This window comes from Hymenobacter frigidus (genome assembly GCF_014640435.1).
Taxonomy (GTDB): Bacteria; Bacteroidota; Bacteroidia; order Cytophagales; family Hymenobacteraceae; genus Hymenobacter; species Hymenobacter frigidus.
The window spans coordinates 49,516-71,894 of record NZ_BMGY01000010.1; the positions used below are offsets into that span (position 1 = coordinate 49,516).

At 62.2% G+C, this 22,379-nt stretch carries 21 protein-coding genes; 14 read left to right on the forward strand and 7 right to left on the reverse strand.

The window, feature by feature from the left end:
* Window positions 1-27: 27 nt before the first annotated feature.
* From pyrE to IEW17_RS21240, 4 genes are all read right to left on the reverse strand, one after another.
* The gene (gene pyrE, locus IEW17_RS07395) at window positions 28-654 is read right to left on the reverse strand and encodes an orotate phosphoribosyltransferase (RefSeq protein ID WP_188561398.1); all 627 of its coding nucleotides are present in this window, start codon (window positions 652-654) and stop codon (window positions 28-30) included.
* 52 nt (window positions 655-706) lie between these two features.
* Window positions 707-1,486 carry an orotidine-5'-phosphate decarboxylase gene (gene pyrF, locus IEW17_RS07400; protein ID WP_188561399.1) on the reverse strand — a complete coding sequence of 260 codons (780 nt, stop codon included), beginning with the start codon at window positions 1,484-1,486 and terminating at the stop codon, window positions 707-709.
* Between the two features lie 119 nt (window positions 1,487-1,605).
* The gene (locus IEW17_RS07405; protein ID WP_188561400.1) at window positions 1,606-2,454 is read right to left on the reverse strand and encodes a dihydroorotate dehydrogenase; all 849 of its coding nucleotides are present in this window, start codon (window positions 2,452-2,454) and stop codon (window positions 1,606-1,608) included.
* Window positions 2,455-2,551: 97 nt separating this feature from the next.
* Window positions 2,552-2,686, reverse strand: a complete 135-nt coding sequence (locus IEW17_RS21240; RefSeq protein WP_262891824.1) for a hypothetical protein — start codon at window positions 2,684-2,686, stop codon at window positions 2,552-2,554.
* A 41-nt stretch (window positions 2,687-2,727) separates the two neighbouring features.
* On the opposite strand from IEW17_RS21240, the gene IEW17_RS07410 reads away from it, so the two are divergent.
* A complete protein-coding gene (locus IEW17_RS07410; RefSeq protein WP_188561401.1) occupies window positions 2,728-2,907 on the forward strand; it encodes a hypothetical protein in 180 nt (59 codons plus the stop codon).
* 321 nt (window positions 2,908-3,228) lie between these two features.
* Here the strand turns inward: IEW17_RS07410 and IEW17_RS07415 are convergent, their stop codons facing one another.
* Window positions 3,229-4,119 (reverse strand): DNA/RNA non-specific endonuclease, encoded by an 891-nt coding sequence (locus IEW17_RS07415; RefSeq protein WP_188561402.1) that lies wholly within the window; start codon window positions 4,117-4,119, stop codon window positions 3,229-3,231.
* 419 nt (window positions 4,120-4,538) lie between these two features.
* Here IEW17_RS07415 and IEW17_RS07420 point away from each other — a divergent pair, with 419 nt between their 5' ends.
* From IEW17_RS07420 to IEW17_RS07460, 9 genes are all read left to right on the forward strand, one after another.
* Window positions 4,539-5,120 (forward strand): biliverdin-producing heme oxygenase, encoded by a 582-nt coding sequence (locus IEW17_RS07420; RefSeq protein WP_188561403.1) that lies wholly within the window; start codon window positions 4,539-4,541, stop codon window positions 5,118-5,120.
* Window positions 5,102-7,420 carry an ATP-binding protein gene (locus IEW17_RS07425; RefSeq protein WP_188561404.1) on the forward strand — a complete coding sequence of 773 codons (2,319 nt, stop codon included), beginning with the start codon at window positions 5,102-5,104 and terminating at the stop codon, window positions 7,418-7,420. The genes IEW17_RS07420 and IEW17_RS07425 overlap by 19 nt, the downstream gene beginning before the upstream one ends.
* Window positions 7,421-7,867 (forward strand): response regulator, encoded by a 447-nt coding sequence (locus IEW17_RS07430; RefSeq protein ID WP_188561405.1) that lies wholly within the window; start codon window positions 7,421-7,423, stop codon window positions 7,865-7,867.
* Window positions 7,868-7,877: 10 nt separating this feature from the next.
* Window positions 7,878-9,083, forward strand: a complete 1,206-nt coding sequence (locus IEW17_RS07435; protein ID WP_188561406.1) for a sensor histidine kinase — start codon at window positions 7,878-7,880, stop codon at window positions 9,081-9,083.
* 165 nt (window positions 9,084-9,248) lie between these two features.
* Window positions 9,249-9,692: a helix-turn-helix domain-containing protein gene (locus tag IEW17_RS07440; protein ID WP_188561407.1), complete on the forward strand. Its 444-nt coding sequence runs from the start codon at window positions 9,249-9,251 to the stop codon at window positions 9,690-9,692.
* 5 nt (window positions 9,693-9,697) lie between these two features.
* The gene (locus IEW17_RS07445; protein WP_188561408.1) at window positions 9,698-10,396 is read left to right on the forward strand and encodes an IS630 family transposase; all 699 of its coding nucleotides are present in this window, start codon (window positions 9,698-9,700) and stop codon (window positions 10,394-10,396) included.
* 722 nt (window positions 10,397-11,118) lie between these two features.
* Window positions 11,119-12,477 carry a sigma-54-dependent transcriptional regulator gene (locus tag IEW17_RS07450; protein ID WP_188561409.1) on the forward strand — a complete coding sequence of 453 codons (1,359 nt, stop codon included), beginning with the start codon at window positions 11,119-11,121 and terminating at the stop codon, window positions 12,475-12,477.
* A 92-nt stretch (window positions 12,478-12,569) separates the two neighbouring features.
* Window positions 12,570-15,443: a PAS domain S-box protein gene (locus IEW17_RS07455; RefSeq protein WP_188561410.1), complete on the forward strand. Its 2,874-nt coding sequence runs from the start codon at window positions 12,570-12,572 to the stop codon at window positions 15,441-15,443.
* A gap of 9 nt (window positions 15,444-15,452) precedes the next feature.
* Window positions 15,453-16,547: a flavin-containing monooxygenase gene (locus IEW17_RS07460; RefSeq protein WP_188561411.1), complete on the forward strand. Its 1,095-nt coding sequence runs from the start codon at window positions 15,453-15,455 to the stop codon at window positions 16,545-16,547.
* A 294-nt stretch (window positions 16,548-16,841) separates the two neighbouring features.
* Here IEW17_RS07460 and IEW17_RS07465 read toward each other — a convergent pair whose 3' ends face one another.
* Window positions 16,842-17,231 (reverse strand): T9SS type A sorting domain-containing protein, encoded by a 390-nt coding sequence (locus IEW17_RS07465; RefSeq protein ID WP_188561412.1) that lies wholly within the window; start codon window positions 17,229-17,231, stop codon window positions 16,842-16,844.
* A 175-nt stretch (window positions 17,232-17,406) separates the two neighbouring features.
* Here IEW17_RS07465 and IEW17_RS07470 point away from each other — a divergent pair, with 175 nt between their 5' ends.
* The 3 genes from IEW17_RS07470 (at window position 17,407) to IEW17_RS07480 (ending at window position 20,620) form a co-directional block, all read left to right on the forward strand.
* Window positions 17,407-18,525 carry an NAD(P)/FAD-dependent oxidoreductase gene (locus IEW17_RS07470; RefSeq protein WP_308420604.1) on the forward strand — a complete coding sequence of 373 codons (1,119 nt, stop codon included), beginning with the start codon at window positions 17,407-17,409 and terminating at the stop codon, window positions 18,523-18,525.
* A gap of 189 nt (window positions 18,526-18,714) precedes the next feature.
* Window positions 18,715-19,914 (forward strand): type III polyketide synthase, encoded by a 1,200-nt coding sequence (locus IEW17_RS07475; RefSeq protein WP_188561414.1) that lies wholly within the window; start codon window positions 18,715-18,717, stop codon window positions 19,912-19,914.
* 10 nt (window positions 19,915-19,924) lie between these two features.
* The gene (locus IEW17_RS07480) at window positions 19,925-20,620 is read left to right on the forward strand and encodes a methyltransferase domain-containing protein (protein WP_188561415.1); all 696 of its coding nucleotides are present in this window, start codon (window positions 19,925-19,927) and stop codon (window positions 20,618-20,620) included.
* A 46-nt stretch (window positions 20,621-20,666) separates the two neighbouring features.
* Here IEW17_RS07480 and IEW17_RS07485 read toward each other — a convergent pair whose 3' ends face one another.
* Window positions 20,667-21,569 (reverse strand): histone deacetylase family protein, encoded by a 903-nt coding sequence (locus tag IEW17_RS07485; RefSeq protein ID WP_188561416.1) that lies wholly within the window; start codon window positions 21,567-21,569, stop codon window positions 20,667-20,669.
* A 529-nt stretch (window positions 21,570-22,098) separates the two neighbouring features.
* On the opposite strand from IEW17_RS07485, the gene IEW17_RS07490 reads away from it, so the two are divergent.
* The gene (locus IEW17_RS07490; RefSeq protein ID WP_188561417.1) at window positions 22,099-22,329 is read left to right on the forward strand and encodes a hypothetical protein; all 231 of its coding nucleotides are present in this window, start codon (window positions 22,099-22,101) and stop codon (window positions 22,327-22,329) included.
* Window positions 22,330-22,379: the final 50 nt, after the last annotated feature.

Sequence of the window (22,379 nt, forward strand, 5' to 3'; positions counted from 1 at the left end):
CATGACGTTCAATTTTAGTTGAATCTATCAAAATGCCTTCTCAGGCCGGCTACCGGGCTTCACTACCGGCACGCCGGCGGCGCACAGGGGGCAGCTCTCGGGGGCAAAGGTCGCTGCCACGACCGGAAGCAGCGCGAAATGCGGGAAATCAAGCCCGCCTTTCCCGCCCGTGCGGTCAATGAGCGAGGCCACGGCCAGGACCTCCGCCCCCATACTGCGCAGCACTTTAGCTACTTCCAAAGTGCTCTTGCCAGTCGTCACTACGTCTTCGGCAATAATGACTTTTTCGCCGGGCTCGATGGTGAACCCACGCCGCAAAGTCATCTGCCCATCGGCGTCGCGCTCCGTGAAAATACCGGGTACACCCAGCTGCCGGGCCAACTCGTAGCCAATGACAACGCCGCCCATGGCGGGGCCAACTACCACATCAGGCCGCAAGCCGGCCGCCTGAATTTGGGCGGCCAATGCGGCGGTGGCGGCGGCGGCCAGCTCCGGCCGGCGCAGGTAGCGGGCGCACTGCACATAGGTATCGGAATGCAGGCCCGACGACAGGCGGAAGTGCCCGCGCAGCAGCGCGTCTTCCCGCTGCAGCTGCTGCTCTAGCACGCTGGCATCGAAGATGGTAGAAGTAACGGTTTCGGTGGAATTGGTCATTGCTTGCAGAAAATTCAGAATGCAAAAAGCCGCGGTGAAGCGGCTTTTTTGGTCAGGCGTGGGCGGGGTGCTTCACGGTGCGGTGCTCGTTTATCTGTTCCATCAATTTCCGGGCTTCCGCGCCGGCATCCTGGGCCTGCCAGATTCCCCGCGAGGAGTTGATGAGCAGCCCGCTGCCATCGGCCCGCAGCCCGGCCTGGAGCGTGGCCGACAAGTCGCCGCCCTGCACCCCAATGCCCGGCACCAGGAACCACTGGTCCGGGCAGGCGGCCCGGAGCTTGGCCACCGTAGCGGGCTCCGTGGCTCCTACCACCAGGCCCACGGTAGACTCCGGCATTTCCTCATCCACGAGCCGGGCCAGCCGGGCCGCCCAGTCGCTGATGGAGCCGCCGCGGGTCATAGCCGCGTCCTGCAGGCCGTGTTGGGGCTTGTTAGAGGTTTTCGCCAACGAAAAAACCAGCTTGCCGGGCCGGGCGAAGGGTCGGATGGTATCGTCGCCCATGTAGGGGTTCACGGTCACGCCATCGGCCCCTACAATGTCGTAGGCGAAGCGGGCGTACTGCTCGGCGGTATTGGCGATGTCGCCGAATTTGCCATCCAGAATCACGGGGATGTCGGCCGGAATGCTGCGCACGGTTTCCTGGAGCAGCGCTACTCCGTTTTCACGACTCAGAAAGAAGGCGAGGTTGGGTTTGAAAGCAGCGGCGAAGGGTGCCGATTCAGCAATTACTTCGCGCAGCCGCCGGGCCACGGTGGCATCGTCGCCCGTAGGGTCCAGGCCCACACAGAGCAGAGAATTGGCGGTTTGAACGCGGGTGAGAAGCTTTTGCATGGCGGGATTTCAGTTAAAAGTTGAAAGAGAAAAGTTGAAAAAGTGAGAAATTATTCGGTGCTTTTAATTCCTTACTTTTTCAACTTTTCACTTGATTTAAGAGAAAGGTTCGAAACACTTTAGCGGGCCACGGGCGTGGCCCGGGCTACTTCGGAAGCCAGCCGCGCCGACAGACCCGGCGAGAGCCATTCGCCGCTGGCCACCTGCACGGCCTGGGCCCCCACGCGCAGGTAATCCTCCACGTCGCGCAGCGTGAAAATGCCGCCGGTGCCGAAGATGGGTAACGTCAGTTTGTCGTCGTTGGCCAGTTCCCACACGCAACGCAGGGCCAGCGGCCGCAGGGCCTCGCCCGAGAGGCCGCCCACCAGCGGGGCGGCGTTGCGGTCGGTGGGCAGGTGCAGCACTTTCAGGGTGTTGGTAGCAGCTAGGGCGGTGGCCCCGCCTTCCTGCGCCCCCAAGGCCAAGCCCCGGATGTGGTCGGGCCACGGCGGCAGCTTCACAATCACGGCCGCGTCGTCGCCCAGCTCATTGCGCACGGCTTCGGTGGCTTCGCGCACGAATCGGGCCGTCACATCGGCCCCCGAACCACCGGGCGGCACCGTGATGTACACTTCCAGGCCGGCCAATTGCGTACCGGCCTCGCGCTGCAAATACCGCGCAATCTTGCGAAATCCCGGCACGCCGGGAGCCGTGATGCTCACAAACACCGGCACGCCAAAGCGCCGCAGCTGCGGCAGGTGCTCCTGCACCAGCAGCTCGGCGCCCTCCGTGCGCATGTCGGTGCGATTCAGCAGCGTCTGGTCGGCCACTTGCAGGATGCCATCGTGGCCGGGCAGACCGGCGCGGGGCTCCATGGTCACGGTTTTGGTAAAAATTGCGCCCAGCTGCTCGTAGCCCGCTCCATTGAGGTCCCATGGAGCAGTGGCCAGGCATACTGAATTCTGTAACGTGATGGCTCCGAGTTTCATAGCTATAAGGTAAGTAAATAAAAACGAATGGTCACCCCCACTTGCCCGAGAGCCAAGCGAGGGTGACGTTCGGCCGGCGTACCGGCTAAGCAACTTCTTAAATTACGTTTTCGCGGTTAATCAGGAAGGGCACGCAGTCGCGGATGTCCGTCTGGCCGAGGATGAACTGGGCCACGCGGGCCGAGGCGATGGTAGCAGCGGCCATTTTAGGAGAGAGTATGTTGGTGTCCATACTGTTTAGCTTTAAAAGGGAAAGCTTTAAAAGTTGAGGAATTGAATACCGAACTGACCGCGCATAAAAAAACCGTTTCGGAATCCGGAACGGTGGCGGGGCAACAACTAGAAAAAGTACTAGAAAAACCGGCAAAACCGACGACGTCAAAAACCTTCCGGTCCTCTCGCGGCGCACTGTTGAGCAGTGTTCCGCGCTTCATCAACGGGTGTTTGGGTTGAAGCACGATGCAAAATTACGGTATGATTACCTCGGGCAGCTCATTCGTAATGTTAAGTTTTTGTTGGATATTTTTTTTCAATATTTTTTCACGCTTTCGTTTTCTGCGATTGGAATTAGATAGCCGGTATTTTAACAGGCAAATAGCTGATAATCTTTTTTCAAGCTCACTGTACCGTTTGCCAGGCATCTACTCTTGGCCGTAGCTTTGCTGTTTATTCCGCGGCAAAAACTTATTTGTTTCTAATCACTCTTCTGCGCTAACAAAAAGCCCGTGGCACTCAATGAGTACCACGGGCTTTTTGCTTGTCAGGCAGGGTTACTCAGCTGGTCGGGCCGGCATCTACACGAGCCTCAATCACGCTCTGCACGCTGGATGACACAGCCGAGAGGATGTTGTAGCCCGTGGCCGACTCGATGGCATCCACGCTGGTGCGGTAGCTGCCCCAGGCCGTGCCGATGGAGTTGGTGTTAGGCATGTTCACGGCGATGATGCGGGTGGCGGTGGTGACGCGGCCGGCATCGCCGGTGCCTTCGGGCAGCACTACCAGTACTTTCCAGCAGTTGCTGGGCACCACAATGCGCCCGCTGCTAATGGTGGTGGCGTAGCCGTTGGTGCCGGTGCCGCCGCTGCCGTAACTGCCGGCCACGATGTAGCACTCGTAGCCCTGGCCCACCAGCGTGCGGGCGTAGTTCTCGAGGCCAGCCCAGGTTTGCTGGTTGTTCACCGGGGCTTGGGGCATCATGTTGGTCATGAGAAAAGTAGCCGAATTATCGGCTATCGAACCGGTACGGTCGGCACTGGGGCAGACGTGGCCCCGGTCGAAGCCCGAGCCGCTGTAGCTGGTGCTGCCCGCGCGGAACCAACCAGTAGGCAGCGTCGCGTCGGAAGCGAAATTGTCCTGGCGGGGCGTGCTGCCCAGCCAGGCGCGGCTCAGGTGCCAGCTCGCCCAGTTGGCTTTGCCCTTGTCGCGGCTATACGACAGAGTGTACTGGGTTTTGGTCATCAGGTAGTTGTTGGGCGAGTTCGTGGCGTCGGTCACGGCCCCGCTGGGGTTGCCCATGGCCAGGTTGCCGTCGCGGGTGGCGACGTCGCTGCTCACGGTGGCGGCAGTTGGGGTAGCGGGAGCAATTCCTTGCTCCTCACGCGAACAGGATACCGCCAGGGCAACCAGCAGCACCAAGCTGCTAATACGAGTAAAAACGAGTTTCATGAAAAAAGCAAGAATGTGAACGTAGTGAATGGTCCCGCAAAATTCCGCTGATGAGATTACCTCAGCGCTAGTGCAACATTACGCAATTGTTAAGAACGGTTTATGGAACGGTGTACCGGCCGCAGGCATGGAGGCATCCGAAACACCGGGCGATTCACGCAAATAAAGAGGCGGCGGCTGGCACTTGGTTGGGTTACCCGATTGGACCGCGCACGGCAGCAGCTCCGGCCTGGAATTTTAAATTGCCGGGCGCAACGAAATACCACCTGAATAATATATAGCCGTCTGTTGCCACTGTCAGCAGCTACTTTCCTTGCGCCGCCATTTTTTAAGCCGCTGACAGATTGATTGCGGGGCCGTACTTGGGCCGTTAGCCCGCTATCTTAGGTCCTTTTGCAGCTTTCCCCTTCCCATCGGCCTTGCTTACGACTTCTCAAACGCCGACCCTGTTGTTGCGGCTGCGCAGCGAAACCCGCCCCCAACACGAGGCCTTGGAGCAGAACGATTTCAACCAAGCCCTGACGGCGGGCACCCTGACCGCGCTGGGCACGGCGCGTTTTCTGGCCAAGATGTACGGCTTCCTGCGGCCCTACGAAACGGCACTGCAGGAGCACGCGGCGGATTTTTCGGCGGCTTGGGAAGTACCCGAACGCCTGCGCGCTCACCTGATTCTGACGGATTTGGAGCGGCCGGAATCCGCCCCCGACCTGCCCTGGTGCCCGGCCATGCCGCCGCTGCGCACGCGGCCCCAGCTACTGGGCGCGATGTACGTGGTGGAGGGCTCGACGCTGGGCGGGCAGGTCATCACCCGGCAGCTGGCGCAGGCGGGTATTTTGCTGCGCGCCTATTTTACGGGCTACGGCGCGCTGACCGGGCCGCGGTGGAAGGCCTTCTGCCAATTGCTGACGGAAGCGGCCCCCGCGGGCCCCGACCAGGACGAAATTGTGGCCTCGGCCCGCCTTACTTTTCAACGACTTGACCAGTGGATAACTCAACCGTGAGCCCGACCGACGTGGCGATGCTCCGCGTGCCCATCACCCTCACCAACTGCGACCGGGAGCCGATTCACATCCCAGGGGCCATTCAGCCCTACGGCTTTTTGCTGTGCCTGGACCCGACCACCCGGCGCATTGTGCAAGCCAGCGCCAACACCGGCACCCTGATTGGCCTGGCGGCCGAGAGCCTGCTGTACGGCGGGCTCGACCAGCTGCTGGGGCCTGAGCGGCTGGCCGAAATCGAGGGCTTGCTGGAAGGGCTCACCCACGCTCCCAAGCTACTGGGGGCGCGGCTGGACGCCGTGGCGGGGCAGCCGTTCTACAAGGTTATTCTGCACCGCTACGACGAGCTGCTATGGCTGGAGTTTGAGCCGGTGACCGAAACCAACGCCGCACCCCTCGACCTGTCCTTCCTGAACGGGGCCCTAGGCCAAATGCTGGCCGCCAGCAAGGTGCAGGAGTTTTGCCAACACGCCGTGGAGCAGGTGCGCGCCATCACGGGCTTCGACCGGGTGGCCATTTACCGGTTTGCGGCCGACGAGAGCGGCGAAATCATTGCCGAGGCCATCCGCGAAGACCTGTCGCCCTGGCTGGGGCTGCATTACCCGGCCTCGGACCTGCCGCAGCAGGCGCGGGCCATGTACCTCAAAAACTGGCTGCGCTTCATTCCCAGCGCGACCTACACGCCCGTGCCGCTGGTGCCGGTGAATAACCCGGTGACCAACCGCCCGCCCGACATGACCCACGCGGCGCTGCGCAGCGTGTCGCCGCTGCACCTGGAGTACCTGCGTAACATGGGCTCGGCGGCCACCATGACCATTTCCCTGATTAACCAGGGCCGGCTGTGGGGCATGATTACCTGCCACCACCTCACGCCCCGGCTGGTGAGCTACGAGCTGCGGGAGCTGTGCCAGTTCATCGGCAAGACGTTTTCGGCGCTGCTGCCCAGCAAGGAGCAGCACGACGAGGACGAGTACCTGCTGCGCATTCGGGCGCAGCAGGCCCGGCTGTTCGAGCACGCCTCGGCCCACAACAATTTTGTGGACGGCCTGCACCAGGAGGCAACCACGGTAATGGACGTGTTCGAGTGCGGCGGGGCGGCCATTTACTTCGACGACGACCTGGTGACGGTGGGCGCAACGCCCACGCCGGCCCAGATTCGGGAGTTGATAGCGTGGCTGCAGACCAACGCCAAAACGGACGTCTTCTGCACCAATTCCTACCCCGCCCTCAACCCGGCGGGGGTGGCGCTGCGGGCCACGGCCAGCGGCTTCATCGCCGCCGCCCTCACCGACGCGCCCCGCAACTACCTGCTCTGGTTCCGGCCCGAGTTGGTGCGCACCGTGACCTGGGCCGGCCAGCAGGAAAAGGCCAAAGTGCTGACCGACGGGCAGATGTTTCTCTCGCCCCGGCAGTCGTTTGAGGCCTGGAAGGAGCTGGTGGAAAACACCGCCGCGCCGTGGAAGCCCGTGGAAATAGCCGCGGCCCGCGAAATCCGCCTGCACATTTCCGACCTGCGCTTCAAGGTGTTCAACGAGCTGCAGGCCCGCGCCCAAAGCCTGGCCCGCCTCAATAGCGAGCTGGAGCGCAGCAACGACGAGCTGGACTCGTTCGCTTACGTGGCCTCGCACGACTTGAAAGAGCCCCTGCGCGGCATCCACAACTACTCGCTGTTTTTGCTGGAGGACTACGCCGACCGCCTCGACGCCGAGGGCGTGCACAAGCTCGAAACGCTGGTGCGCCTGAGCCAGCGCATGGAAGGCCTGATTGAGTCGCTGCTGCAGCTCTCGCGCGTGGGCCGCACCGACCTGGTGGTGGCCGACGTGAACCTGAACCAAGTGCTGGCCGAGGTGGCCGAGCTATTGCAGCCGCGCTTCGAGCAGACCAACACCGTGCTCACGGTGGTGGGGCCGCTGCCCACGGTGCGCGCCGACGGGGTGCGGCTGCAGGAGGTGTTCCACAACCTGATTGTCAACGGCATGAAGTACAACGACAAGCCCGCCAAGACCGTAATGGTGGGGCTGGCCCCGCCCGAGGCAACGGCCGGCACCGCGGAGGCCGTGCCCGGCGGCGAGTTCTATACCTTTTACGTACGCGACAACGGCATCGGCATCGAAGCCCGGCACCAGGTCAACATCTTTAAGCTCTTCAAGCGCCTCCACGCCCAGGACAAGTACGACGGCGGCACCGGCGCGGGCCTGGCCATCGCCAAAAAAATGGTGGAGAAGCACGGCGGCAGCTTGTGGGTCGAGTCGGTGCCTGGGCAGGGCGCCACGTTTTATTTCACGCTTCCCAAGTCGTTGTAATTGATTAACTACCCCCTCCGGCCCCTCCTCGTGGTGGAAGACAGCGCCGAAGACTTCACGGCCCTGAGCCGCGTATTTCGCAAGCTCGCGCTGCAAAACCCCGTGGTGCGCTGCGAAGACGGCGACCAAGCCCTGGCGTACCTGCAAGGGCACGGCCAGGCGGCGGGCTGGCCCGCGACGCTGCCGGCCCTGGTGCTGCTCGACCTGAACCTGCCGGGCATCGACGGACGCACGGTGCTCGAAACCCTCAAGAAGGACCCCCGGCTGCAGGCCCTGCCGGTCGTCGTGCTCAGTACCTCCTCCAGCACCCGCGACGTGGAGCGCTGCTACCAGCTGGGCGCCAACGGCTACCTCACCAAGCCCATTCAGTACGCCGCGCTGGAAGACAAGCTGCGGCTGGCCCTGCAGTACTGGCTGGAAGCCTCGGAACTACCCCAAATTACTTAAGCCCGCACCAGTGAAAAGAATATTGCTGGTCGACGACAACGAGCAGGACCGGACCCTGTACCGGCGCTACCTGAGCAAATCCGAAGGGCACGAACGGCTGGAAATTAGCGAGGCCGCCACGGGCGCCGAGGCCCGGGCCGCATTCGCGGCCCACCGGCCCGACTGCGTGCTGCTGGATTACAACCTGCCCGACACCGACGGCCTGGACCTGCTGGCCGAGCTGATGGCCCTGGCCCCCCCCGAAACCCTGTGCGTGGTGATGATAACCGGCGGCGGCAGCGAAGGCCTGGCCATGCGCGCCCTCCGGACCGGCGCCCTCGATTACCTGGTGAAGCAGCAGTTCGACCAGAGCATGCTCGTGAAAACGGTGTTCCACGCCATCGAAAAAAATGAGTGGCGGCAGTACGTGGCCTCCTACCACAACGAGCTGCGCGCCGTGAACCAGCAGCTGCGCGACTCGCTGGAGGAGCTGCGGAATACGCGAGAGGAGGTCACCCAGAAAAACGCGCAGCTCACGGCCGCCAACGCCCAGCTCACGGCCGCCAACCTCGACCTCGACAATTTCGTGTACGCCGCCAGCCACGACCTCAAGCAGCCGGTTAATAACCTGACCGGACTGTTTGACGAGCTGCGGCGCACGGCCACCTTTCACGACCCCGAGGAGGCCGTGGTAATGCAACTGGTGCAGACCTCGCTGCACGACCTGAGCACCACCATTTCCGACCTGGCGGCCATCGTGCAGGAAGAGCGCCCCTGCGGCCATCAGTCCACCGAAATCGTGCGGCTGGCCGACCTGGTGGCGGAAGTGAATCAGACGCTCAGCCGCGAAGTGCAGGAAACGCAAGCCTCCATCAGCACGGCTTTTGAAACCTTACCCGAGTTGGAGTACGTGCGCGTCAACCTGCGCTCCATCCTGCTGAACCTGCTGGCCAACGCCCTGAAGTACCGCCACCCCGCCCGCCCCCCGCGGGTACACCTGCGCGCTTTCCGCGAAGCCGGCCACCCCGTGCTCGAAGTACAGGACAACGGCCTGGGCATCGACTTGGAGCGTCACGGCTTGGAGCTGTTCCAGCTGTTCCGGCGCTTCCATCCCGAAGCGGCAGCCGGCACCGGCGTGGGCCTTTTTCTCGTCAACCGGCTGGTGCTCGCCCACGGCGGCCGTATCGAGGTAACCAGCGAGGCGGGCCACGGCACCACGTTCCGGCTGCATCTGTAGGAGGATAAATCTTCGACTTGCACCGCTTCGACAAAGGCCGCCCGCAACGCCCGCCCGCGCTGGGTGCCGCGCTCGGCCGCGTGGACGCTTTTTTCCGCTGCTAGTGGTTTGACAACTTAATTTAGGGGGCGATAGTTCTGCTAAGACACGTTTCATTTCTCGCTCATGGCCCGCCCCACACAACCCGTTCATCTGCCGCTTGCGGACCAATCTGCCCTGCGGGCCATTGTCAAAAAGGGTACCCACAAGAGCCGCACCATCACGCGGGCCAACGCCCTGTTGCGGATGGGTGCCGGCGGCAGCGCGTCGGCTGTCCAAGTCCAGGCAGGCATTTCCTCCACCCAGTACCACCGCCTCAAGCGCCGTTACCTGGACGGTGGCCTGGCCAATGCGTTGGAAGAGCGCCCGCGCAGCGGGCAACCGCCAAAGGTGACGGCGGCCGTGGAGGCCCGTATAACGAGCCTGGCGTGCAGTGAGTGGCCCGCTGGTGCCTCCCGCTGGACGTTGTCTTTGCTCAACGAAAACATGGTTTCGCTGGGCTACATCGACACGATTTCGAACGAGGCGATTCGACAAGTGTTAAAAAAAGCAAACTCAAACCTTGGTTAAGCGAAATGTGGTGCATCGGCACCATCACGGGCGACTACCTGGCCAACATGGAAGATGTGTTGGACGTGTACAGCCAGCCCGCCGAGGCGGGCGTGGTGCGCCTCTGCTTTGATGAACGGCCCTGCCAACTCCTGGACCACGTGCTGACCCCGATTCCACCCAAGCCCAACGCCACGCGCAAAGAACACCAGGAATACGTGCGCAAAGGCGTGTGTAACGTGCTGCTGGCCTACAACCTGGACACGGGCCAGCGCCATCTGCAAGTGACGACGACCAAAACCAAAGCCGACTACGCCCATTTTATGGACTGGCTCGTGCAAACCCACTACCCGGAAACGCCGAAAATTAAGCTCGTGCAAGACAACTACAGCACCCACAGCTACGGCGCCTTCTATGAAAACCTGCCCGTCGAAACGGCCCGCAAGCTGCGGCACACACTCGAATTCCACTACACCCCCAAACACGGCTCCTGGCTCAATATGGCCGAAATTGAGTTCGCCGCGCTTTCCCGCCAGTGCCTGGACCAACGCATCGGCACGCAGGAACGACTCGAAGCGGAGGCCGTGGCCTGGGAAGCCAAACGAAACGCAGCGGCCGTCAAGGTCAACTGGTCATTCACCACCGAAAAGGCCCGTGATAAATTGAAAAACAGGTACGCCGAACTAACCAAAGTAACTGACGAAATTAAACTGTCAGACCACTAGTTCAGCGCCGCCACGGCCCGTCCCTGCGTGGCCCGGCTTACGGCCAGTCTGCCCAGCGCGGCCAGCCACACGCGTAGCTCGCCCGGGGTGGCATCGGGCCGCTAGCGCAGGCGGCCAACTCGGCGCGGGTGGGCACATCCAGGCAAGGAGCCGGGTTCACTGCCCGCCGGCAGTGCCCGCCCGCTAACCGCTGGTAAGTTGGCAGTGCAGAAGCTTCCCAACAAAGGACAGCGACACGCGGGAATTGGACCGCTACTTGACGCACGGTGCGCCCGGGCTGCCCACAGGCAGCGGCCACCCGCTCCCGCAAACCCGATGAATAAGCCTTCACGCTAAAAGGTACCTGCAAAACCGTTAATTATCCTAAAAAATGCTTTAATTAGTATTGCGTTGTACAGAACCACACTATTCCGCAACCACGCCTACCGTTAGCAGTTCTCAACCTGGCAGTCAAATATATCTACTTTTAACAGTATTCAAAAACACTGTCCCATTCAGAGATTATATTCCTAAATCGAGAATGCGACCCATATACACTCGCAATCTGACCTCGTATTAAATTCGCAGGCAGTTTGTTTGGGCATATTTTTTATCATCTGCCCCCGTTGTGTCGTATTTTTGCAATATAATTTTTCTAATACTAAGCAAAACTTATTCAAATACGTATTGACGAGTAGGCAAGCTCCCCTCACGGGTTCGCCTTCCGCCGCCACACTAATTTTATGACGCTATATTCACCTTTTAAGATTTTTGTGGTTGAGGACAACGAGTGGTACGGCGAGCTTCTCGTGCACCGCCTAAGTCAGAATCCGAACCACAGCGTGCACCGGTTCTCGACGGCCCAGGCCTGCCTCGAACAGCTGGGGGAGATGCCCGATTTTATCACCCTCGACTACTCGCTTCCCGATGCCAAGGGCGAGCAGCTGCTGCGTCAGATTTCTGACCGCCTACCGGGCACCGAAATCCTGGTTATCTCCGGGCAGGAAGACGTGGGCACCGCCGTGCGGATGCTGCAGCAAGGGGCCTACGACTACCTGGTGAAAGACGGCAACACCCTGGACCGGCTATGGAACATAGTGGGCAAAGTGGAGCAACAGGTGCTTCTGCGGCGCGAAAACACTCAGCTGCGACAGCAAATCGGGGCCCGCTACGGTCCGGGCCAGGCTATCCTCGGCGAGCACCTGCTGGTGCAGCAGGTGCTCACGCTTATTGCCAAGGCAGCGCGCACGTCCATCACGGTGAGCGTGAGCGGCGAAACCGGCACCGGCAAGAATTTGGCCGCTAAGACCATCCACTTTCAGTCAGACCGCGCCGCGCGGCCGTTCGTGGCCGTCAACATGGCGGCTATTCCGCATGAATTAATTGATAGCGAACTATTTGGGCACGAGAAAGGGGCGTTTGCCGGTGCCGTGGCGCGGCGCGTGGGCCGGCTGGAAGAAGCCAACGGCGGCACCCTGTTTCTGGATGAAATTGCGGACCTCGACCTGAGCCTGCAAGCCAAGCTGCTGCGCGTGCTACAGGAGCGGAAAGTACCCCGCGTGGGCGGTAGTCAGCACGTTGCCTTCGATGTGCGCCTGATAGTGGCCACCCACCGCGACCTGCTGGTTGAAGTGCAGGCCGGCCGCTTCCGCGAGGATTTGTACTACCGCCTGCTGGGCCTGCCCATTGCGCTGCCCCCGCTCCGCCAGCGCGGCACCGACATTCTGCTGCTGGCCGATGTGTTCGTGCGTGAGTTTTGTAATTTCAATAACCTGCCCCCGCGCCAACTCACCGAATCAGCCCGCAAGCAGCTTATGGCCCACACTTTTCCGGGCAATGTGCGCGAGCTGAAGGCCGTGGTGGAGCTGGCCACGGTGCTGGCCGATGGGGAACAGATTCAGGCCGCCGACCTGTCCCTGCGCTCGGGAAAGGCCTCGATTGGGGTCTGCAGCCAATTGTCGCTGCGCGACCAGACGACGGCGATTGTGCAGGGCTGCCTCGATGAGATGGGCGGCGATGTGCTGGCCGTGGCTGCGCGCCTGCAAATCGGCAAGTCTACTATTTACCGTATGATACAGCAGCAGGAGCTGCACATAAGCTAGAGAGCGAAACCAGGTGGCCACCGTATTACGCTTTACCTTGTTATCGTTACTCCTGCTCCCCCTTCACTATCCCGCCTCGTAGCTCCTGACTAATGCGCCGCTCCCGCTTATCCCGCTCGTCACGCAGGGCCGCCGTGCCAGCAGTGCGACGAATAGTGGCCTCGGCCAACGGCTTGCCCCCAACGGCGGCCAGTGCGCCCCCGTTTGGGCCTTACCTGGCCGATAAGGTACCCCTCATCCTGTTCAGCTACGATATTGTGTACCGGCGGCTGCTGCACTGCAACCAGCACTGCCACACCGTACTGGGGTTCAGCAGCCAGGAGCTGCTGGATTTGGGGACTACCCTTCGCTCCGAACTGATACATCCGGACTCGCTGACCAAGCTGCGGGGGCAAAACCTGAATAAAAGGCTGGCCCTGGGGCGGCCGCTGAGCTGGGACTGCCAGGTGCGGCACCGCGACGGCAGCTGGCGGTGGCTGCGCATGCGAGTGCGCGCTTCCGCCATTGGCCCGGATGGACACGTGCGGGAGATTATGGGCAGTGCGGAGGATGTGACGCGCCACCGCGCCACCCTGGACGAGCTCCGCCACAACCGACACCTGCTGCGGCAGGTAACCGACCTGGCCCCGAACGTAATTTACATCTACGACCTGCACCAGAACCGCACTACCTACGTCAACGAACGGGTGGAATCGCTGCTGGGGTACAGCAGCGCGGAAATGCTGGCGTTTGAGAGCGGCTCGCTACTGAGTACAGTGATGTCAGCAGAAGTGAAGGGAAAATTCGAGGCCTACATGGCAGAAGTGGCGAAGCTGCCAGATGGCAAGACCCGCGTACTGGCATACCCCGTGCGGCACCGCAACGGCACCCTGCGCTGGCTGCGCACCACCACCACGCCCTTCGCCCGCGCCACCGATGGCACCGTGCGCAGCCTTATTGGCGTAGCCGAAGACATTACCGAGCAGCGTGCGGCCGATGAGCAGAGCCAGGCGGCTACCCTGCGCCTGGCTGAGCAGTACCGCTTGTTCCGCCAGGTTATCGACACCCTGCCCCACCCCATCTCCCTCAAGGACGACCACGGCAACTACCAGCTGGCCAACCAGGCCACGGCCGACCTGTTCGGGCTGTCCATAGAGGACTTGATGCAATACGGCACCGCCAATACGCCGTTCACCAACATTCCGGACCTCACGTCCTGCCACCGCCAGGACCAGCAGGTGCTGGCCACCGGCCAGGACTCCACTCGGGAAGAGTCTTACCTCGATACCCAGGGGTTGCTCGCGTGGTTTATCAGCGTGAAGCGGCTGTTTGTGGATGGCAACGAGGTGCGGCACGTGCTGGGCATCAGCACCAACATCACCGAGCTCAAGCACACCCAACAGGCGCTGGAAGCAGCCATTGCCACGGCCAAGGTGAATGCCCAAGCTAAGGAAGATTTCCTGGCCAACATGAGCCACGAAATTCGTACGCCACTGCACGGCATTCTGGGCCTGACCGGGGTACTGGCCAAAACCACGCTCAGCCGAAGCCAGCACGACTACCTGGGCCTGCTGGGCGAATCGGCCGAACACCTGCTGATGGTACTGAACGACGTGCTGACCACGGCCCGGCTCGGGGCCGGCAAGCTGCAGCCCGAGTCCATTGCCTTCCGGCCCGCCAACGTGCTCACCGGCTGTGCGGCCCTGCTCCGGCCCCGCGCCCGCGAAAAGGGCCTGCGCCTGCGCGTGGACATGCCCGACACCCTGCCGGAAGTTTTTGGCGATTCCCACCGCCTGCGGCAGGTGCTACTCAACCTGGTCAGTAATGCCATCAAGTTCACCGCCACGGGCCAGGTGCGGCTGCGCTGCCAGGCCGGCACCGCGCCCGTTGGCCACCCCGTACTCAGTGATACCGTCTGGCTGCAGTTTACGGTGAGCGACACGGGGGTTGGTATTCCCTCCGAAACCCTGGATAAGGTATTCGAGCCGTTTGCGCAGGCCGCCGCCAGCACCGACCGCGAATACGGCGGCACCGGCCTGGGCCTGAGTATTTCCGACGGCCTCGTAACCCTCATGGGGGGCATGCTGCGGGTGTGCAGCGAAGTAGACCAGGGCAGCACCTTTGCCTTCACCCTGGCCTTTCGGCCGGTGCCGGTGGCTGCGCCGGGGCCAGACAGCCTCCCGGCGCTGGCCCCCGCCAGCCCGGCCACGGGTCGCATTTTGCTGGTCGAAGACAACCTGGTAAATAGCCTGCTGGCCGAAACCGTGCTGCGCAACTGGGGCTGGGAAGTGACCACGGCAGCCAGCGGCCCGGCGGCTATCAAGCTATTTGAGTTCCGGCCTTTCGACCTGGTGCTAATGGACATTCAGATGCCGGGCATGGATGGTGAAACCGCCGCCCGCGCCCTGCGCGAGCACTCCAACCCCGTTCAGGCGGCCACGCCCATTATTGCCCTCACGGCCCGCGCGCAGGCCGGCGAGGCCGAGCGCCTGCAAGCCGCTGGCTTTGCCGGCTACCTGGCCAAGCCCTACCGCGAAGAGCAGCTACTCCAAACCATGCAAGCCGTATTGGCCCGTCAGCACCGGCCCACCGGCCCCGAACCCGCTTCTAACCCTCTTTCTGCAATGCCTGCTCCCTCTCCACTCTACGACCTGAGCAATGTACGCCAACTGGTGCGCCACGACGAAGCCATTACGCGGCGCCTGGCTTGGGCTTTTATCGAAACCACGCCCGCCATTCTCACCGCCCTCGACGAAGCCCTCACCAAGGCCGACTGGGAAGCCGTGGGCGATGCCGCCCATCACCTCAAAAGCTCCCTCGATGGCTTGGGAGTAGAAAGCCTGCGCCTCGTTATCCGGGAAGTGGAAGCCTACGGCGACAGCCCCCCCGAACCTGCCCAAGCCGCCCAACAGGTAGCCCTGGTGCGGGCCACCACCGAAAAGGTGATGACCGCCCTGCGCAGTGAGTTTCCGGAGCACCAGGCCTGACAGTTCCCCATGATTGAACCTACTTCCTCCGCGCTTGCGCCCCCGGCCGCCCCCATCACCACCGATACCGTCGTTATCGGGGCGGGACAGGCCGGGCTGGCCGCGGCGTACTACCTGCAGCAAGCCCACCTCGATTTCCGGGTGCTGGATGCCGGCCCCACGGCCGGGGCCGCCTGGGCCAGCCGCTACGATTCCCTTCGACTTTTTTCCCCGGCGTGGGCTAGCGGCCTGCCCGGCTATGCGTGGCCTACGCCACCACTGCACTACCCCAGCCGCGACGAAACCACCGCCTACCTGCGCGACTACGCCGCCCATTTTGGCTTCCCGCTCGAGCTGCAGCAACGCGCTACCTACCTGGCGGCGGCCCCAAATCGGGCCGGCTACGTGGTGCAGACAGCGGCGGGCGGCACCTACCACGCCCGCCGGGTTATTGTGGCCACCGGCCCCTACACCGCCCCCCACGTACCCGAGTGGGCCGCGCAACTACCGCCCAACGTAGCGCAGTTGCACAGCAGCGCCTACCAGCGGCCGGCCCAATTACCCGGCACGGGTCCCGTGGCCGTGGTGGGCAGCGGCAACTCGGCCCTGCAAATTGCGGCCGACATTGCCGGCACCGGCCGCGCGGTGGTAGTGGCGTTTGATGAGAAGACGCCCGCTATAGCCAACAATCAATTCACCTGGGCTTTTCTGACGGCGACGCGCCTGTTGCGCGTGCCTCAGCACACGGCGCTGGGCCGCTTCATGATGCACCAGCCAGAACCCGTGGTGAGCGGCGACCTCGCCCGCCTGCGCGGCTTCGCCAACGTCACGTTTATCGGGCGGGCCACGGCGGCACTGCCCACGGGTGAGCTGCAAGGCCAGCGGGCCACTTCGGCCCCACTGGCCGCCGTGGTCTGGGCCACCGGCTACCGGCCCGACTATGGTTGGATTGACTTACCCATTGTCAGCGCCGATGGGCAGCCGCAGCACCGCCGGGGCCTCACGGCCGCGCCGGGCGTGGCCTTCCTGGGCCTCAATTGGCTCGATAGCCGCAACTCGGCGCTGCTGAATGGGGCTGGGGCCGATGCCCGGCGTGTGGTAGCGGCCCTTTTGCGCACGCCGTAGCAATGCCCTAATGTTGTTGAAACCCAGCCGGGCGTTTTATGGTTGAACCATCATAAGCCGCTTCCGGAAGCAAGCAGCTGCTTTTTCACCCGCTTTTATATCCTTTATCATGTTTATTTTCATGCTGGGCCTTTTAGTGGCCACTGCCATCCTCGCACTCAAAACGGTATCGAACGCCAAAGAAATGCTAGTTCCCGTGCCCGTTCGGGTTAAGTAGCACTCCTGCGGTTTTTTACATAAAAAAGGCAGCCCAACGGCTGCCTTTTTTATGCTAATTGTAAAAGCGAAGTCAGGTTATCGAATAACCAGTTTGCACATCTGACTGGTGTTGTCGGCTTCGAGGCGTACATAGTACAAACCGTTGGCAAACTTACTGAGGTCGAGCATCTTCGTGTACCGGTCGTTCATTTCGGTAAGCGTTTCGCGGTACATTACCGAACCGATAACGTTGAGTACGCTCAACTCCACTTTCTTGCCTTGCAGGTTGCTGATGGTGAGGTGCACGATGCCGGTGCTGGGATTTGGGTACACCAGCAAGGTTTTATTGTCTTCAACGGGTTTACCTTGCTGCCCGGGACGAGCAGTGGCAGCGGCCGAAGCAGCGGGTACGGTAGTCATTAGCGGGCCCAAGCCGAAGCTCAGACAAGCTACCAGTAGAATAGGGAAGAGTAGGCGTTGCATCATAGTAATAATTAGTGGTTAACCAAAACCGACACGGGGCTAAATAACTTAACGAACAGTGTTGATTTTAGTTGACAAAGGTACGGCGGTTTGACCGTCAGGCCTACTGAAACATACGGAAAACGCGATAAACTACGGCGTTTTGGCGGCCACGGTTCTCATTTTCACGACCAATTTGGTGGATATTCTTTTGATTGGCGGCGGATTGGCGGGCCTGGCGGCGGCCCTGGACTTGGCCGGGCGCGGGCACCGCGTAGCCGTGGTGGAGCGGAAGCAGTACCCGTTTCACAAAGTATGCGGCGAGTACGTGAGCAACGAAGTGCTGCCCTACCTGCGCCGCCTCGGGGCCGACCCGGCGGAGCTGGCTCCGGCGGCCATTGGCCAGTTCCTGCTCTCGTCGCCGGGTGGGCGCACCCTCAATAGTCGGCTCGACCTGGGCGGCTTTGGCGTGAGCCGCTACCTGCTCGACGATTTTCTGTACCAGCGGGGCTTAGCCCGGGGCGTGACTTTTCACCTGAAAAGCACCGTGACGGATGTAGCCTTTGACTCGGCCACCGACCAGCACCGCGTGACCCTGGCCGACGGCCGCCAGCTCCCGGCCCGCGTGGTGCTGGGCACCTATGGCAAGCGCGCCAACCTGGACCGGCAGCTGCAACGGTCCTTTTTTGCCCAGCGCTCGCCCTACCTCGGGGTGAAGTACCACCTGCGCCTGCCGGGCTTCCCGCGCGATGTGATTGCGCTGCACAATTTCGCCGATGGCTACGCCGGTATTTCGGCCATTGAGGACGACAAGCTGTGCTTCTGCTACCTCACTACCCGCCAAAACCTGAAGCGCCACGGCACCATTCCGGCGATGGAAGCGGCCGTACTGGCCAAAAACCCGCACTTGCGCGAGATTCTGACCTCGGCCGAAGTGCTGTATCCGCAGCCCGAGGTCATCAATGAAATATCCTTCGCGCCTAAACGGCCCGTGGAGCAGCATGTGCTGATGTGCGGCGACGCGGCGGGCCTCATCACGCCGCTGTGCGGCAACGGCATGGCCATGGCCCTGCACGGCGCGGCGCTGGCCGCTGATGCGGCACACCATTTTCTGGCGGGCAAAACAACCCGCGCCACCATGGAAACCCAGTATGCCCAGACTTGGAATGCGCAGTTTGGGGCACGGCTGCGGGTGGGCCGGGCGGTGCAGCGGCTGTTTGGCGGGCCGGTGCTGAGCGAGGCCGTGGTGGGCGGCCTGCGCCACTGGCCCGGGGCTGTGCAGGCCCTGATGCGCCGCACCCACGGCACGCCGTTTTAGCTCAATTCTTGGAAAAAACCTGGCGTCAGTGCCCAAAACACCACAATGTTATTGGCACTATTTTATGGAAGCAAAGCGTAAAGCTGTTTGCTTTACCGTAAGTAGTCTGCACATTGCCCTTGCGCCCGGCCCGGTGGGGTTTTTAACAACTGGTCTACCTCGTTTTATCATTCGTAATTATCTTTCGGCATGCCGAGTTATTTAGGTGCTATTGGCACTGCCAACCCTGTCCACCGCATTGCGCAGCCCCAAATTGCCGATTTCATGGCCCAGGCCCTGCAGTTTGGCGAGGGCGACACGCGCAAGCTCCGGGCCTTGTACCGGGTGTCGGGCATTGAGCACCGCTACTCGGTGCTGCCCGACTACGGCCGGGCCAACGGCGACTACACGTTTTTCCCCAACACGCCCACGCTGGAGCCTTTCCCGAGTGTGGGCCAGCGCATGGCCGTTTATCGGCGTGAGGCATTGCCGCTAGCCATTGAGGCCGTGCGCAGCTGCCTGCGCCAGGTACCCGACGTTGCTCCGGCCAGCATCACGCACCTTGTGACGGTGAGCTGCACGGGCATGTACGCGCCGGGGCTCGATATAGAGCTGGTACAGGCCCTGGGCCTGCGCCCCGACGTGCGCCGCACCTGCGTAAACTTCATGGGCTGCTACGCCGCCGTGAACGCCGTGAAGCTGGCCGACGCCTTCTGCCGGGCCGATGCCGATGCCCGGGTGCTCATTGTGAGCGTGGAGCTGTGCACCATTCATTTTCAGAAAAGCCCGGAGGAAGACCATCTCATCAGCAACGCGCTGTTTGGCGATGGTGCCGCCGCCGCCCTGGTGCTGGCCGAGCCGCTACCCAACGGTGCGCCCAGCCTGGCCCTGCAAGGCTTTCACTGCGGGCTGGAGCCCGATGGCCACGACGACATGGCCTGGCACATCAACGACTTTGGGTTTGAGATGACGCTGAGCAGCTACGTGCCCAAGCTCATCCAGCGCGGCATCCGCAGCCTCACCGATGGGTTGCTGGCCAGCCTGCCGGTGCAGCTGGGCGATATCCGGCACTTCGCCATTCACCCCGGCGGGCGCAAAATTCTGGAAACCATTGAAACCGAATTGGGGCTGACCCGCGACGACAACCGCCACGCCTACCACGTGCTGCGCAACTACGGCAATATGTCGTCGGCCACGGTGCTGTTTGTGCTGCGCGAGGTACTGGCCCACGCCACCCCCGCCGACCACGGCGCGCCGGTGCTCAGCTTTGCTTTCGGGCCGGGCCTTACCATGGAGGCCATGCTGCTGCAGTTGACAGTTAACAATGAGCCGTTAGCAGTGAGTAGCGAGCGAACGGGTGACGAAGTAATGCTTGAATCGACCGAAACCGTGTTGGTAACTGCTCATTGATAACTGTTAAATGTTAGATGAGCGCGCCTCCGGCCCCGAGCTGATGGATGACCTGACGCTGGCCACCGATGCCCTGCGTCAGAACCTCGACGAGCTGGAAACCATCAATACCTGGCTGGGCGGCTACCAGCCCGTGCTCGATGCCCTGCGGCGGCTGCGGCCCCGCTTTGCGGCGGGCCAGCCGCTACGCCTGGCCGACCTGGGCAGCGGCGGCGGCGATACCCTGCGCCACATTGCCCGCTGGGCCCGCAAAAAGGCCATTACCGTGCAGCTGACCGGCATTGATGCCAATCAGTTTATGCTGGAATATGCCGGGGCCAAAAGCCAGGAATACCCGGAAATCAGCTACCGGCAATTTGATATTTTCTCGCCCGAATTCCAGAATCAGCCTTACGATGTGCTGACGTGCAGCCTGTTTTGCCACCACTTCACCGATGACGAGCTGGTGACGCTGCTGCGGCAGTGGCAGGCCCAGGCCCAGGTGGCCGTAATTATCAATGACCTGCACCGGCACTGGCTAGCCTACCACAGCATAAAGTGGCTCACGCGGCTACTGGGCGGCTCCTACCTGGTGCGGCACGATGCGCCGCTGTCGGTAGCCCGGGCCTTCCGGCGCGCCGATTGGGTGCAGCTGCTGGCGCGGGCGGGCATCACGAAGTACGAACTGCGCTGGCGCTGGGCCTTTCGCTGGCAGCTGATTTTTTAGTGGTTAATATGTTAGCATTGGAACGTTAACCGCTCACCGTTAACCCTTAAAACAACCCCGCCGCTACCCGGTACGTGTTGGCGTGGGCTTCCACGATGTCGGCGATGCGTTCGGAATAGCCGCCGCCCATGCACACCACCACCGGTAGGGCCTGGCGGTGACAGAGGCTGAGCACCAACTCGTCGCGCTGGCGGCAGCCGTCGCGGGTGAGGGCCAGATGACCCAGCTTGTCGGTGGCCAGTACATCGACCCCGGCCAGGTAGAATACGAAATCGGGCTGCTGCTCATCGAGCAACCGGGGTAGCGTTTCGCCCAGTAATTTCAGGTAAGTGGAGTCGTCGGTGCCATCGGGCAGGGGCAGGTCGAGGTCGGACTGCTCTTTGCGGGCGGGGTAGTTGCGCGCTCCGTGCATGGAAAAGGTGAACACCCGCGGCTCCTCCTGAAAAATAGCGGCCGTGCCGTTGCCCTGGTGCACGTCGAGGTCCACGATGAGGACTTTGCGCACGGCGGGCACGTTGGCCAGCAGCCAGGCAGCGGCGGCGGCCTGGTCGTTGAGCAGGCAAAACCCTTCGCCCCACGCCCGAAACGCGTGGTGCGTACCCCCGGCGATGTTGAACGCCACGCCGTGCACCAGGGCCAGTCGCGCCGCCTCAATAGTCCCGCCCAGGATGGTGATTTCGCGCTCAAACAACGCCGCCGACCACGGGAAGCCCGTGGCCCGCTCTTCCTGCCGCGTGAGCTGCCCCAGCCGCAGCCGCTGGTAATAGTCGGCGGCGTGCACCCGCAGAATATCCTCATCCGACGGCGGATGGGCCACAAAAAAGTCGGTTGCCGTGGCGGTGCCTTCGCGCAGGAGCTGTTCGGGCAGCAGCTCGTATTTCAGCATGGGGAAGCGGTGCCCCTCTGGCAAAGCATGGGCGTAGCAGGGTGCAAAGGCGATGGGAAGCATAAGGCGGCAGTGAATACGGCTTGGTAGCTGGAAACAAGCATTGACAAAGAAAGGCGCGGATGCTTGCTCCTTACAGGGGCAATGTCCGGCGTCTACAGCGCAATCATACTCGCCGGTTTCGTACGGCCCGGCCGATTTACACCTCGCGCAACGGCAGATTCCGAACAGGCCGACAAAACTCCTGCACGGAGGCTAACCTGATGAAAGTCATGTGCCGGGGTCAGTATCATCATGGCGGGGGCGGGGGCCGGGGCGGACTTTTGACTTAAGCTTCCTTCCACTCAGCTTGAAACCACGCGGCGCACCGCTCCACGCGGCTGCTTCGCCACCCTCAACTGCTTCCCATCATGCAAACTGCTCAACTTATAACGCCCGCCGCTCCCGCCGGGTGCATAGCCGATGCCGACATCACCACGGCCGTTGAAACACTGCTGACCACGAACAGAGGGTTGAGCACGCACGATAATCCGCGCCCGCTACGGCTGGTCGGCCAACCTGCACGACCAGGAGGTACACGTGCTGGTAACGAATGGCCGGGGCAAACAACCACCTGCGCGTGCTGACCCTTGCCTCACCCATGAGCCGCGAGTCGCTCGCCAGCCGCCCGGAGAGCGAGTCTACTTGGGCCATCAGTGCCGACACCCGGCAGTGCGCCCAGGAAGCCGATGCCAGCATGGCCCAGGACGACTGGAAGTACACTTCCCCAGGTATCACCACCACCGTTTCGCCCGTCGCGGAAAGCAATTATTTTCTGCTTTAGCGGCGCTCCTGCCCTGTCGGCAGTTTCATTTTTTCACCTTTCACGCTTGG

Bases quoted from the DNA above. Each gene is read 5' to 3' on its own strand.
- pyrE (WP_188561398.1), bottom strand. From the start codon at position 654: ATGACCAATTCCACCGAAACCGTTACTTCTACCATCTTCGATGCCAGC.
- pyrF (WP_188561399.1), bottom strand. From the start codon at position 1,486: ATGCAAAAGCTTCTCACCCGCGTTCAAACCGCCAATTCTCTGCTCTGT.
- IEW17_RS07405 (WP_188561400.1), bottom strand. From the start codon at position 2,454: ATGAAACTCGGAGCCATCACGTTACAGAATTCAGTATGCCTGGCCACT.
- IEW17_RS21240 (WP_262891824.1), bottom strand. From the start codon at position 2,686: ATGGACACCAACATACTCTCTCCTAAAATGGCCGCTGCTACCATCGCC.
- IEW17_RS07415 (WP_188561402.1), bottom strand. From the start codon at position 4,119: ATGAAACTCGTTTTTACTCGTATTAGCAGCTTGGTGCTGCTGGTTGCC.
- IEW17_RS07440 (WP_188561407.1), top strand. From the start codon at position 9,249: ATGGCCCGCCCCACACAACCCGTTCATCTGCCGCTTGCGGACCAATCT.
- IEW17_RS07445 (WP_188561408.1), top strand. From the start codon at position 9,698: ATGTGGTGCATCGGCACCATCACGGGCGACTACCTGGCCAACATGGAA.
- IEW17_RS07450 (WP_188561409.1), top strand. From the start codon at position 11,119: ATGACGCTATATTCACCTTTTAAGATTTTTGTGGTTGAGGACAACGAG.
- IEW17_RS07455 (WP_188561410.1), top strand. From the start codon at position 12,570: ATGCGCCGCTCCCGCTTATCCCGCTCGTCACGCAGGGCCGCCGTGCCA.
- IEW17_RS07460 (WP_188561411.1), top strand. From the start codon at position 15,453: ATGATTGAACCTACTTCCTCCGCGCTTGCGCCCCCGGCCGCCCCCATC.
- IEW17_RS07465 (WP_188561412.1), bottom strand. From the start codon at position 17,231: ATGATGCAACGCCTACTCTTCCCTATTCTACTGGTAGCTTGTCTGAGC.
- IEW17_RS07475 (WP_188561414.1), top strand. From the start codon at position 18,715: ATGCCGAGTTATTTAGGTGCTATTGGCACTGCCAACCCTGTCCACCGC.
- IEW17_RS07480 (WP_188561415.1), top strand. From the start codon at position 19,925: ATGTTAGATGAGCGCGCCTCCGGCCCCGAGCTGATGGATGACCTGACG.
- IEW17_RS07485 (WP_188561416.1), bottom strand. From the start codon at position 21,569: ATGCTTCCCATCGCCTTTGCACCCTGCTACGCCCATGCTTTGCCAGAG.
- IEW17_RS07490 (WP_188561417.1), top strand. From the start codon at position 22,099: ATGGCCGGGGCAAACAACCACCTGCGCGTGCTGACCCTTGCCTCACCC.